This is a genomic window from Hyalangium gracile (genome assembly GCF_020103725.1).
GTDB lineage: Bacteria > Myxococcota > Myxococcia > Myxococcales > Myxococcaceae > Hyalangium > Hyalangium gracile.
Genome location: NZ_JAHXBG010000010.1, coordinates 189,531 through 202,078, shown reverse-complemented (window position 1 = coordinate 202,078; position 12,548 = coordinate 189,531). Strand labels below are relative to the sequence as shown.

General features: G+C 70.6%; 11 protein-coding genes. 3 read left to right on the top strand and 8 right to left on the bottom strand.

Translation table 11 applies throughout. The features are described 5' to 3' along the window. Nucleotides 1-861, bottom strand: coding sequence for a pirin family protein (locus tag KY572_RS21925; RefSeq protein ID WP_224244863.1), 861 nt, complete (start codon nt 859-861; stop codon nt 1-3). 102 nt (nt 862-963) lie between these two features. Between KY572_RS21925 and KY572_RS21920 the strand changes: the two genes are divergently transcribed. Next, entirely contained in the window at nt 964-1,416 is a 453-nt protein-coding gene (locus KY572_RS21920; RefSeq protein WP_224244862.1) for a winged helix-turn-helix transcriptional regulator, read from the top strand. Here the strand turns inward: KY572_RS21920 and KY572_RS21915 are convergent. After that, nucleotides 1,396-1,551: a hypothetical protein gene (locus KY572_RS21915; RefSeq protein ID WP_224244861.1), complete on the bottom strand. Its 156-nt coding sequence runs from the start codon at nt 1,549-1,551 to the stop codon at nt 1,396-1,398. The genes KY572_RS21920 and KY572_RS21915 overlap by 21 nt on opposite strands. Before the next feature lie 331 nt (nt 1,552-1,882). Between KY572_RS21915 and sitA5 the strand changes: the two genes are divergently transcribed. Both sitA5 and KY572_RS21905 read left to right on the top strand, forming a co-directional pair. Continuing rightward, complete coding sequence (sitA5, locus tag KY572_RS21910; protein WP_224244860.1) at nt 1,883-3,376, top strand: SitA5 family polymorphic toxin; 1,494 nt, start codon at nt 1,883-1,885, stop codon at nt 3,374-3,376. Between the two features lie 18 nt (nt 3,377-3,394). Then, nucleotides 3,395-3,997 carry a pentapeptide repeat-containing protein gene (locus tag KY572_RS21905; RefSeq protein ID WP_224244859.1) on the top strand — a complete coding sequence of 201 codons (603 nt, stop codon included), beginning with the start codon at nt 3,395-3,397 and terminating at the stop codon, nt 3,995-3,997. A 15-nt stretch (nt 3,998-4,012) separates the two neighbouring features. Here KY572_RS21905 and KY572_RS21900 read toward each other — a convergent pair whose 3' ends face one another. The 6 genes from KY572_RS21900 to KY572_RS21875 all read right to left on the bottom strand — a co-directional run bounded on the left by KY572_RS21900 (nt 4,013) and on the right by KY572_RS21875 (nt 12,508). Continuing rightward, nucleotides 4,013-5,692: a sensor histidine kinase gene (locus tag KY572_RS21900; RefSeq protein ID WP_224244858.1), complete on the bottom strand. Its 1,680-nt coding sequence runs from the start codon at nt 5,690-5,692 to the stop codon at nt 4,013-4,015. Between the two features lie 53 nt (nt 5,693-5,745). Continuing rightward, nucleotides 5,746-7,155: a glycoside hydrolase family 1 protein gene (locus KY572_RS21895; RefSeq protein ID WP_224244857.1), complete on the bottom strand. Its 1,410-nt coding sequence runs from the start codon at nt 7,153-7,155 to the stop codon at nt 5,746-5,748. Further along, nucleotides 7,152-7,823: a hypothetical protein gene (locus KY572_RS21890; protein WP_224244856.1), complete on the bottom strand. Its 672-nt coding sequence runs from the start codon at nt 7,821-7,823 to the stop codon at nt 7,152-7,154. The genes KY572_RS21895 and KY572_RS21890 overlap by 4 nt, the downstream gene beginning before the upstream one ends. Nucleotides 7,824-7,931: 108 nt before the next feature. Then, nucleotides 7,932-9,302, bottom strand: a complete 1,371-nt coding sequence (locus KY572_RS21885; protein ID WP_224244855.1) for a sigma-54-dependent transcriptional regulator — start codon at nt 9,300-9,302, stop codon at nt 7,932-7,934. Next, nucleotides 9,284-10,756 (bottom strand): sensor histidine kinase, encoded by a 1,473-nt coding sequence (locus KY572_RS21880; RefSeq protein WP_224244854.1) that lies wholly within the window; start codon nt 10,754-10,756, stop codon nt 9,284-9,286. Before KY572_RS21880 ends, KY572_RS21885 begins: the two co-directional genes overlap by 19 nt. A gap of 63 nt (nt 10,757-10,819) precedes the next feature. After that, nucleotides 10,820-12,508 (bottom strand): sensor histidine kinase, encoded by a 1,689-nt coding sequence (locus KY572_RS21875; RefSeq protein WP_224244853.1) that lies wholly within the window; start codon nt 12,506-12,508, stop codon nt 10,820-10,822. Between the last annotated feature and the right edge of the window lie 40 nt (nt 12,509-12,548).

The window sequence follows — 12,548 nt, the reverse complement described above, 5'->3', positions numbered from 1 at the left end:
TCAGACCCTGAGGAAGGTCCCTGCCTGGTACCGCTCGAACGAACGGACGATGTCCGCGCGGGTGTCTCCGATGAAGGGGCCGTACCAGGCCAGGGGGATGTTCTGCCGCTGGCCCGTATAGAGCAGGACACGCAGCGGCTCCGCGCCAGCGTTCGCGATGCGCAGCGCCGTCTCCCCGTCGCCCATCACACGATCGAGCCAACCCACCTGCCCGGGCCTCAGCGGCTGGGCATCGATGCCGATTCGCGCCTCGCCTTCGAGCACGTAGAGGAAGCCATTGTGGGACGCGGGCAGGAGCTGCGTCACCTCCGCGCCCGGCTGAACATGCACGTCGACGAGGGTGACGGGCACGCGGTTGCGCGTCGGCGAGACGAGCGAGCCGGTCGCTCCGCTGTAGAGACGGACCTCCGCCCCGGGCTCGCGGCGCACGAGCGCTGCATCGCGGCGGATGAACTGATGATCGGGCTCCGTCCAGCGCTGGGCCTGGGGAAGCGTGAGCCAGAGTTGCAGCACGCGCATCCGTCCTTCGATGGGCGCATCGGGGCCGTGAACGATGCCACTGCCAGCGGTGGTCCACTCGACGTCTCCGGCGGCGAGCGCGCCTTCGCGCTGGTGCTCGGCGGGCATGGTTCCGTCGACGAGGAAGGTCACGGTCTCGAAGCCGGCATGGGGATGAGGGCCGGCCACCAACCGACCGTCCAGGCGGTCATCCATCAGCAGGATGAACGGGTCAGCGTCCTCCCACTCGTGAGGCCGGATGACCTCGATGGCGGTGTGGGCCGGGCCGAACTGGCCCGGTGAGGGGGCGGGCAGTGTGCGCACGCGAGCGAGCTTTCGGTGGGAGAGGAGGGGGAGGGCCATGGACGGGCTCCAGTCATAGGTTGGTAACCAGCAGGAGGCTGGTTACTGCTTGTTCCCAGAGTCTCTAAAGAGGAGCCTGTGGCCGCGCAAGGAGGCACACCGATGTCACCAAGGAACACCAGGCATCCCGAGGCCGAGTGCCTCGCCGCGCGCGAAGTGCTCAACCGCGTGGGCGACAAGTGGAGCGTGTTCATCGTCGGGAGCCTGGGGGACGGGCCTCTGCGCTTCAGCGATCTGCGGCGGAGCATCGAAGGCATCTCCCAGCGAATGCTCACGCTGACGCTGCGGGGACTCGAGCGCGACGGGCTGGTGACGAGGACGGTGTTTCCGACGGTGCCCCCGCGGGTGGAGTACGGACTGACGGAGCTCGGGCGCACGTTGCTCGAGCCGGTGAATGCCCTGGCGGCGTGGGCCCAGAATCATCGAGAGGCGATCCAGGCCGCGCGTGAGCGCTTCGATGCGAGCGGGAGGAAGAGTGGGAGCGCAGCGCCTACGTCGGGCGGCACCGTCCGAGCGGCTCGGCGGCCAGCGCCCTCACCCCGTCACGTCCCATGAGAGCGACACGGTGCCGCCCTGCTCGGGGTACAGCTCTCCGAGGGCCACGAAGTGGCGGGCGACCGGGTCGAACTCCTGCACCTCGAGCTCTCCCGCGCCGTGAATGAAGAAGCGACCCTCGTGCTCACCTGCCATGAGTGCCCGAGAGGAGCGGGATGTGTCGTCTCGACCTGCCAGCGGCGGACATGCGCCCGGCCAGGGAGGCACCCTGGGAGCGGACCGGTACCGAACTGGTATGACAAGCAGACCAGTTCGCACGGAGTCGCGGAAACTCCTCGTCGGACCTGAGTGGACGGCCAGGTAGTGCCCTGCGCGATGTCCGAACGCACCTCGATGGTGCCCGGTGCGCGTGGGCGATCTCCTGGACGATGTAGAGCCCCGGCCCGTAGCTCGTCTTCGCCGTGCGCGAGGACTGCGGTCTTCTCTGGGTGTAGCGTGAAGTCTTCCGCCTTGAGGGAGGCATCACATGAGCCCACGCGAAGTGGGAGCGCTCTTCCTGGTGCTGTTGATGGGGTGCTCGGGGACACCCCGCGTGGTGCACCGGGAGCTGGGTGTGGAGCCGGAGGAGGCGGAGTCCGCGGCGGCTGGCTACGAGGAGCACGAGCTGAGCGCGGACATGGGACGCGCCGAGCCGGTGGTGGTACCCAAGGAGGAGTTTCAGCGGGCCATGAGGATGGTGGCGCCGGAGCTGCACCTCACCTCGGAGCCCCGGGAGCTTGCGCGCTGGCTGATGGAGGGCGAGCTGCGAGCGGAGTTGAGGGCGGAGATCGAGCGAGGGCGAGTGGTGCGGCTGCTACCGCTGGAGGAGGGCGGCCCTCTGGAGGCGGCCTCCGTGGCGGAGATTGCACGCGGCTATGGGGGAATGTGCCAGGAGGAGTACGGCGGGGGCGACTGCCTGGGGCTGTTCACGGACGGGCCCGTCCTGACGCGTGAGGACCTGCGCACCCTGGGGTTGGCGCTGTCGTTGAGGCAGGTGCTGAAGGAGACGCGGATGGCGCTCCGGCAACTGGTGTCGCCCGCGGCGCTGGTGTCCATGGTGGTGTGGACCGGCTGCTTCTATCTGTTGCTGTGGCTGTTGCCCGAGCCTGTCTCCAAGGCGCTGGCGGCGAGCCTGACGGTGGCACTGCTGGCGTGGTTGCCGGTGCAGGCGCTGTGGAGCCTGATGGATGGGTGGGCGCTGCTGGTGAGGGAGGTGGACCGGGCCACCAGCTACGGACAGATAGAGCAAGCCAGCGAGCGCTTCCGCCGGGTGATGGGGGAGAACACGGCGCGAGTGGTGGTGATGCTGGTGACGGCGGTGCTGACGGGGGGAGCGGTGAGGTTCGCCGCGAAGCTGCCCCGGCTGCCTGGCTTCGAGCGCGCGGCGGCGTGGGCAGAGGCGCAGGGGCTGAGGCTGACGGCAGTGGGCGAAGTGGAGGCGGTGGGGGTTGCCGAGGAGCGGACCTTCACCCTGATGGTGCGCCGTCCCGGAAGCACCGCGGCGGTGGCGGAAGAAGCCAGGGCGGTCCGGGCTGGTGTCACCACCATCATCCGCCACCGAGGCGGCAACCGTCAGGTCTTCCTCGACAATGGCCAGCGCTGGCACCTGCGAGCCGGCCAGTCCAGCCGGGAGATTCCCCTCAAGGATCCGGTGGGGGATCGACTGGTGGAAGCGGGGAGGCGCATCGCCAGGGACTGGGGCCCTGACAAATTTTCGCGAGAGCAGTCCGCCGCCATCGACAAGGCGAGAGCTCAGGGCAGGTTTCTCGAGGCACACCTGATGGAGCGCAGGTTTCGGGGACAATGGGTGGAGCGGATGTTGAGCAGGGAGTTCACACACCTGCGATGGAACGGCAGGGGAGTGGATGCGGTTGACCCTGCCACGGGCATTCGCTACGAGGTGCTCTCTGGAACCCACTCGAACATGGAGCTTCATGGACGGCGGATGGCGGACATCTTCTTTCGCATGATCGCGTTCTGAGCCCGAGGGCGGGAAGACTTGACCCAGGTCAATCTCGAAAACAGGGAGCTCACACACGAGCGGCTCGAGTTCGGTTCCGGGGTCGTGTGCTTTCTCGGGCCGATGCTGACGCTTCGCGGTTGCACGCTCGTGCTGGGGATGTCCGCGCGCAACCTGATCATTCCCCAGGCCCGGTTCATCGACTGCACGTTCATCATCAAGAAGCCACTGAAGGACTTCCGCTGGGACACGGCTCACCTGCGGGGCTGCCGGTTCAAGGGGCGCTTCAGTGGAAACGATTTCGGGAGCTGGCCGGATCGGCCCACCGAGGGAAGCATCGAGGGGTGTGATTTCTCCGAGGCGCACTTGAATTGGACGCGCTTTCTCGGGTGCGACACCCAGACGCTTCGGTTCCCTTCATGGCCCTGCTTTACCATTCTGGAACCTGCGGCCAGGTGGCGTGAGCTGCAGGCTCTGCCATGGCCCGGAGAACATGGTTCCATCTTCGGGAAGCGCTTTGCGAAGGATCCTCCTTCGACCGTCGCCGTGACACATGCAGCCCCGGAGCTCGCGGCCTTCTGCGGCACGACAGAAGAAGCCATCAGGGCCGTTCTGGAGCAGGTAGACGGCGTGTACCTCTGAACGGTCCGCCCCGCCTCACGGGCGCTGAGGCGCCACCGGGGACGGGCGCTTCATCAGCTCCATCGCCGCGGGCGGCACTCGCGGCAGGCACACGGTGAACGTGGTGCCCTCCTCGATGTCCGAGCGCACCTCGATGGTGCCCCCGTGCGCGTGGACGATCTCCTGCACGATGTAGAGCCCCAGCCCGTAGCTCGTCTTCGCCGTGCGCGAGGACTGCGGCCCCCGCCGGAACGGCTCGAAGATGTGCGGCATCAGCTCCGAGGGAATGGGCTTGCCCTGGTTGTGCACCGCGAGCACCACCTGATCCTTCTCCCCCCGAGCCCCCAGCCGCACCGCCGTGTCCGGCGGGCTGTACTTCAGCGCGTTCTCCAGCAGGTTCGACAGCACCTGCCCCAGTCGATCCGGATCCCAGCTCCCGTGGCTGTCCGCCCCCTCCACCTCGAACGACACCGCGCGATCCGGGTACGCCACCCGGAACTCGTGCGTCACCTTCTGGAGCAGCTCACGCATGTCACACCGCCGCGGCTCCAGCGTGATGCCCCCGCCCAGCCGCGCCCGCGCGAAGTCCAGCAGCAGCCGCGTCAGCCGCTCGATGCGCAGCGCCGCCGACGTGATGCGCTTGAACGTGCGCTGCTGCTCCTCCGGCGGCGGGCCTCCCGCCGCCATGATGCGCGCCCAGGAGATGATCGCCCCCAGCGGGCTGCGGATGTCGTGGCTGACGATGCCCACCAGCTGCTCCTGGAAGTCCACCGCCCGGCGCGACTCCTCCTCCATCTGCAGCTCGCGCGTGACGTCCTTCAGCGTGCCCAGCATCCGCGTGGCCTGCCCGTCCCGCGACAGCACCCGCACCTTCGAGCGCATCCACCTCGGCGCCCCCTGCGGCACGTAGACCTGGAACTCCGCCTCGAAGTCCGCCGGCGCCTTCAGCGCCGCCGCCACCTGCTGCGCGAAGCGCGTCCTGTCCTCCGCCAGCACCCGCTGCAGGAAGGCCTCGTACGTGTCTCCCGGCCCGCCCGGCACGCCTCCCAGGATGGAGTCGATGTTCTCCGACCAGCGGATCCGCCCCGCCTGGATGTCCCAGTCCCACGTGCCTACCTGGGCCGCCTCCATGCACAGCCGCAGCCGCTCCACGTTGAGCGACTGCTCCTCCTCCACCCGCTGGTGCCGGGTGATGTCCCGGTGGACGCAGAAGGTGCCGAACGCCTGCCCCGCCGTGTCCTTCAGCACGCCCTGCGTGGACAGCAGCACGCGCGCCCCGCCGGGCGTGTGCTCCACCCGCTCGAAGGTGATGGTCTGCCCGGTGGACAGCACCTGCCGGTCCTTGGCGATGGCGTCCGCGGCCTGCTCCGGTGGGAGCAGCTCCGAGTCATCCCTGCCCAGCACCTGCTCCACCGAGCGCCCGAGCGCCCGAGCGCCCGCCTCGTTGATGAGCAGGTAGCGGCCCTGGAGATCCTTGGCGGACACCGAGTCGGTGGAGCCCGCGACGACGGCGCGCAGCGCCTCGTAGGCCTTCTGGGCCTCCGGCGAGTCGGAGGCCGGGCCCGCCGCGGCCACGCGACGCCCCTGCTGGCCGGCGGGGACCTTCTTCGTGTCGCCGCTCTGCGCGGCGCGCTTGCTGGCGGTGGGCTTGCCCGAGGTGGGGTCGGGGGCAGGGTCGGTGCGCCGGGAGCGCTTCTTGGCGGGGGGCTCGGACATTCGGGGAATCAGCTCATCCTATCGATAACACCAGCATGGTCGCGCGGGGGAAGCTAGGGCCTGGGGGTGAGGCCCAGCCTTCGTGCAATGTCCTGGAAGGTGGACACCGCGGCCGTCTCCGTTCGCGTCTTCTCCGGACTTTCCAGGTCCACCGTGAAAAGACCGAACTTCGGCTCATAGCCCTCGGCCCACTCGAAGTTGTCCAGCAGGCTCCAGTGGAAGTAGCCGCGCACGTCCGCGCCCTTCGCGATGGCCTGCTCCACGGCGTAGAGGTGGCTCTGGAGGTAGTAGGGCCGTCGCTCGCCCGCTCTGTCCGCCATGCCGTTCTCCGTGACGACGAGGGGCAGGCCCAGCTTCGCGTAGCGGGTGAGGAAGAGGTAGAGGCCTTCCGGGTAGAGCTCCCAGCCCAGGTCATTCGTGTCCCGGCCGCGCGGCACGTACTGGCGCGACAGCGAGGGCTCGCCGAAGTACTGACGCACGTAGTCACGCGTGTAGTAGTTGATGCCCAGATAATCGATGGAGCCCTTCAGGTCCTCCACCGCGCGATCGATGCTCACCTGCCCCGGCACCGAGAGGCGGATGCGGCCGGTGCGCAGCGACTCGGGCACGCTCTCGTTGAAGAAGTCGTCCGTCAGGCCCGCCACCAGGGTGTCCGCCGTGGTGCCGGTGGCGGGCTGGAAGACGCGCACGTGGTGGGCCAGGCCGATGCGCGTGGCGGCGCCGTCCCCGTCCACATCCACCGTGTCCAGGGCGCGGAGCTGGCGGGCCGCTCGGGCATGGCCCTCCATGAGGTGGGAGAGCACGTCGGCCGTGGCCTTCATGTCCTGCTTGCCCGGAGGCCACTCGCCATCCAGGTAGCCGAGCACCGCGTAGACGTTGGGCTCGTTCACCGTGCACCACCAGTCCACCTCGCCGCCGAGCGCCTGGGCCACCCGCGCCGCGTACGTCTCGAAGGCGTCGATGGTGGCGGGGTTCTCCCAGCCGCCCGTGTCCGAGACCCACGTCGGCAGGGTGAAGTGGTACAGCGTCACCAGCGGGGTGATGCCTTGCTGGCGCAGCGTGCGAGCCCACCGCGCATAGCGTGCCAGGGCCTCCTCGTCCCAGGTGTCCGGCGTGGGCTGGATGCGCGCCCACTCCACGCTGAAGCGGTAGGCGTTGGCGCCCAGCCGCTCCATGAGCCGCACGTCCTCGTCGAAGCGGTTCCACGAGTCCGTGGCGTCCCCGGACACCGACTCATCCTTGATATGCGGGCGCCCGTCCGGCCAGCGGCCGCGCTCCCAGACGGCCCAGTCGTTCTCCAGGCCGCCCTCGGTCTGATGGGAGGAGGTGGAGGTGCCCAGCATGAAGCCGGCGGGCAGGCCCTCGCCCAGGGGCGTTGCCTTCACCACGTCCTCGTCGAAGTTCGGCCGATCACTGCACGCGGCCAGCAGCAGGCCCAGGGAGAGCAGGTGCCGGCGGCTCATGGCTTGCCTCCTGGCCGGGACGACGGGGGATTGCCCACCAGCCCCACCACGAGCATGGCGCTGTGGGCGGTGCCCAAGCGGAAGGCGAAGCCATCCACCTGGATGCCCGCGCGGGCGGAGAGCGGGATTCGCACGGAGGCCCTGGCGCCCAGGGGCAGCACGTACGCCAGGCTCACCGGGCCGTAGGTGGCTCCCACGTGCGCGGGCACCAGGCCCACCAGGTCCAGCAGGCCCGCGTCCAGCGACACCTTCTCGAAGCGGTAGAGCCCCCGCACCGAGGGCAGCACCGTGACGAGCGGCGTCGAGGGGTACGAGGCCTGGATCACCGGGCCGGCCAGCACGCTCCAGCGCTCGCCGGTGTAGCCCAGGCGCACGCTGAGTGAGGCGCTCAGGTTGGGGCCGCCGCGCTCCAGCGGCGTGAGCGACAGGAGCCCCGCCTCCACGGTGAAGCCGTTGAAGAGGTAGTGGCCCCCGGTGATGCTGGCCATGTACAGGTCGTCCCAGCTCCCGCCGCCGTGCGAGTAGCCTCCCGTCAGCAGCCCCCACTGAGAGTGGATCTCATGGGTCAGCGCGCGCGGCGGTGGCACATAGGGCACGGGGCCCGCGCTGTCCTGGGCGCGAGCCGGCTGACTCGCGGCGAGGACGAGGACGAGGAGCAGGGGACGCATTCGAGGCCGCCACCATACCCCGTCACGCGCATGGCCCGCTGCCGGTTCTCCCGCGGAATGTCGGACCGGCTTACCGCAAGATTGTAATCACGGCGGAGCCCCGCTCTTTCAGGGTTTGGACTCGTCGTCCTCGTCGCGGTGGAGCTTGCGGTAGAGCGTCTTGCGGTCCACCCCGAGGACGCGCGCGGCCAGGGTACGGCTGCCGCCCACCGCCTCGAGGACGCGGTGGATGTAGCGGCGCTCCACCTCCTCGAGCGTCACCCACTCGGACACATCCGACACCTCGGGCAGCACCCGGGGCGCGGTGTAGCTGCGCACGCGCTCGGGCAGGTCCTCCACGGTGAGCTGCTCGAAGGTGGTGAGCGCCACCGCGCGCTCGATGCAGTTCTGCAGCTCGCGCACGTTGCCCGGCCAGCCGTAGGCCAGCAGCTTCTGCGCCGCCGCGGGGCTCAGCCCCAGCACGCGCTTGCCGGTGCGCGCGGCGAAGTGCTCCACGAAGTGCTGGGAGAGCAGCAGCACGTCGTTGCCTCGGGCGCGCAGCGGCGGCAGCTCCAGGTTGATGACGTTGAGCCGGTAGTAGAGGTCCTCGCGGAAGCGCCCCTCCTCCACCGCCAGCTCCAAATCGCGATTGGTCGCCGCGACGATGCGCGCGTCGAAGGCCACCTCCTCGTTGCCGCCCAGCTGCCGCACCTTGCGCTCCTGCAGCGCGCGCAGCAGCTTGGGCTGGAGCCCCAGGGGCAGCTCGCCCACCTCGTCCAGGAAGAGCGTGCCGCCGCTGGCCTGCACGAAGAGGCCGGTGCGCGAGGCGTGCGCGTCGGTGAAGGCGCCCTTCACGTGGCCGAACAGCTCGCTCTCCAGGAGCGGCTCGGGCATGGCCGCGCAGTTGATGGCCACGAAGGGCCCGGCCCGGCGCCGGCCTCGGGTGTGGAGCGCCCGCGCGGCCACCTCCTTGCCGGTGCCGCTCTCGCCGGTGATGAGCACGGTGGTGTCCACGTCCGCCACCCGGTCGATGACGGTGTACGCCTGGCGCAGCGCCGGGCTCTGGCCCACCAGGCCGCCCAGCTCCACGCCCTGGGCGAGCGCCTGGCGCAGGCGCCGCACCTCTTCTCGCAAGGCGCGGTGCCGCACGGCGCGCTCCAGCACGAGCACCAGCGCGTCCAGGTCCACCGGCTTGGTGATGAAGTCATAGGCCCCGGCGCGGATGGCGGCCACGGCCGTCTCCATGCTGCCGAACGCCGTCACCACCACCACGGGGATGTCCGGCCGGGTGAGGACGATGCGCTCGCACAGCGCCAGCCCGCTCATGCCCGGCATCCGCAGGTCCGTGAGCACCGCGTCGAAGTCCTCGGCGACCACGAGCGCCAGCGCCTCGTCCGCCGTCTCGCACACGCGCGGTGTGAAGCCCCGGCGCGTCAGCCCCTTGTCGAGCAGCGCGCGCATCTCGCGCTCGTCCTCGGCGATCAGGATGCGTCCTGGCATGTGGTGTCTCCTCGCGGCAGGTAGATGGAGAAGCAGCTGCCGCGGCCGGGCTCGCTGCGCACGGAGATCCACCCCCCATGGTCCTGGATGAGGCCATGGGACACGGACAGCCCCAGGCCGGAGCCCTCGCCCACGTCCTTGGTGGTGAAGAAGGGCTCGAAGATGTGGGGCAGGTGCTCCGCGGAGATGCCCTCGCCCTCGTCGCGCACGTCCAGCCGCAGCCAGTCCGCCTCCGGTCCGCCGATGTCCGCCGGAGGCGTGGCCCGGGCCGGCTCGGCGCTCACGCGCACGGTGCCGGGCTTCTTCATGGCCTGCAGGCCGTTCATCACCAGGTTGGTGAGCACCTGCTGGAGCTGCCCGGCATCCACCTCCAGCGTCAGCGCCTCCGGCACCTCGTTCACCAGGGCCACCTCCCGCTTGTGGGCGATGGGCCGGAGCATGCTCAGCGTGCGCGCCACGAGCTGGGCGAGCGGCTCCGGGGTCCGCTGGGGCTCTCGGCGCCGCGCGAAGTCGAGCAGCTGGCGGATGATGCGCGTCATGTGCTCGGCCTGCTGGGAGATGATGCGGGCGCACTCGCCCACCTCCTCGCCCACCACCTCGCCGGAGGAGATCATCTTCGCCCGGCCGAGCACCACGTTGAGCGGGGTGCCCAGCTCGTGGGCCACGCCGGAGGCCAGCTTGCCCACCGTGGTGAGCCGGTCCGCGTGGCGCAGGTGCTCGAGCGTGTTCAGGCGGGCCGCCGTCTCCGCCGCGAGCGTCTCTCGCGCGTGCTGGAGCATCTCGCCCATCTGGTTCATCGCCGCGGCCAGCGTGGCCAGCTCATCCCTCTGGCGAAACTGGACGCGGGCATCCAGCTGCCCCTCGCCGATGCGCCGGGCCAGCTGCACGAGCTGATCGATGGGGCGGCCCACCAGCCGGTTGCCCATGGCCATGGCCACGAGCAGGAAGGCCCCGGCGATGGCCAGCGTGGCGATGGTGGTGCCAATCACCGTGTTGCGCACGTGCCGCTGCGCCTCGACGAGCGGCTCGGAGAGCTCGATGGCGCCCGCCCGGCCATTCACGGGCACGGGGATATAGGAGCGCAGCGTGCCCGGCGGCTCGTCCAGGTCCGTCACCGCGTCGTCCAGCCCGGCGCGCAGCCGGTCGAGCACGGGCGCCGGGAGCGGCACGCGGGGCGGGTGCTCCAGGGAGCCCTCGAGCCACACCCAGCGCAGGCGGACCTGGCCCTGGACGCGGTTGGCCTGCTCGAGCAGCGCGAGCGCCTCGGTCTCTCCCGCCTGCTGCCAGGCCTTGCTGATGGAGCCGGCGATCGTGTGGCCCATCAGGCGGTGATTGTGCCGCATGTCCGCCGACGAGTGCGCCAGCTCGCGCCTCACCTCGAGCGACTCCATCCCCGCGAGCACGGCGATGGCGAGCAGGGCCAGGGCAAGGCTGATCTTTCGCGCGAGCTTCAAGGGACCTCGGGGGACGGAGGTAGGCGCCGGCTGTCGCCTCGCGCCGCGGCAGGGGCGGAGCCGTCAGGAGCGGGCGTCTTCGGCGGGCGGCTGCTGGGACAGCTGCAGCGCGGGCAGGCTGAAGGAGAAGGTGCTGCCCTCACCCGGAGTGCTCTCGGCCCAGATGCGGCCGCCGTGGGCCTCCACCAGGCCCTTGGCGATGGCCAGCCCCAGCCCCGTGCCACGGCTGGCCGCGTCCTTGGCCTGCCAGTAGCGATCGAAGACGTAGGGCAGCTGCTCGGGGGCGATGCCCTTGCCCGTGTCGCGCACGTGGAGGCGGATCTCGTGGCCGCGCATCCGGGCGCTCACGGTGAGCTGTCCGCCGGCCTCGGTGAACTTCACCGCGTTGCCCAGCAGGTTGCCCAGCACCTGGAGCACGCGCGTCCGGTCACACCGCACCCGCGGCAGCTCGTCGGGCACATCCAGGGTGACGTGGAGGTGGTGGGCCTCGGCCAGGGCGCGGATGCTGTCCACGGCCTCCATGAGCAGCGTCGACGGGTCCTCCTCGCGCAGCTCCAGCGGCAGGTGCCCTTCCTCCAGGCGGCCCCAGTCCAGCAGATCCGAGATGAGCCGCAGCGCCCGGTCCGACGCGTCGCGGATGCGGGTGGCGTGCTTGACGACGTGCTCGTCGCGCGGGACGCCGGGGCGCTCGCGCAGCAGCAGCGCCGAGCCGAGTTGCACCACGTTCAGCGGGTTGCGCAGGTCGTGCGAGACGACGGCCAGCAGGTCCTCGCGGGCGCGGGTGGCCCGGCGCGACTCGCCGAACAGGCGCGCGTTGTCGATGGCGAGGCTGGCGCGCTGGCACAGGTCCTCGGCCAGGGCCAGGTCCTCCTGCCCGTAGCGTCGCCCGGAGCTGGAGGCCACGAAGGTGACGGCCCCGAGCGTGTTCCCGCGCGCGCGCAGCGGGACGATCATGTACGAGCGGGCCTGGAGCACGGAGAGCAGCACCGGGTGGTGGGGCTCGGCGGCGGCGGCGCGCAGCAGCGAGTCCGTCACCGCGGGCACCAGCTCGGACTCACCGGTGCGCAGCACGCGCAGCAGGCCGATGGGCGCATCCGGGCGCAGCTCCAGTCGCTGGGGCAGCGCGCGGACCTTCTCCTCCTGGGTCGGGTCCAGGCAGGCGGAGGCCACGCGAGACACCCAGGCGCCCTGCTCGAGCGCATCCACCAGGCACCAGTCCGCCAGGTCCGGCACGGCCAGGTGGGCCAGGAGCGTGTACATGGCCTGGGGGTCCGGCGGGTGGGCGAAGAGCGTGCTCATCGCCTGATAGAGGAAGGAGCGGCGGCGCTCGGCGGCCTCCACTTCGGCGCGGGCGGCCTGCTCCAGCTCCAGGGCGCGGGCATAGACGGTCTCCGCCTCCGAGAGCGAGCGCGCCGTCACCAGCACCCGCGCGCCTGCTCCGGCCGCGCCGGGCACGAGCGTGAGCTGGAAGGCATGCAGGCTGGTGCCCTCGGGCGTGGGCCAGGAGAGCTCCACGGAGCGGGGCAGCCCGGTGGCGAGCACCTGGGTCCGCTCGGTCTCCAGACGGGCGAGCAGTTGAAGCTCCACGGGGAGCTCGCCCCAGCGGCGGTCGAGGAGCTGCGAGGGCTCCAGGCCCAGGGTGCGCGCGCCGGCCGCGCTGCATGCGCAGATGCGGCCTGTCTCGTCGAGCAGGTAGGCCGGATCCGGAAGGGCCGTGAAGACCTGGGCCCACGTATCGGTCTGCTCGCTCATGACTCTGGGGATGCTCACGCGCAGGAAGAAGACAGCGGGG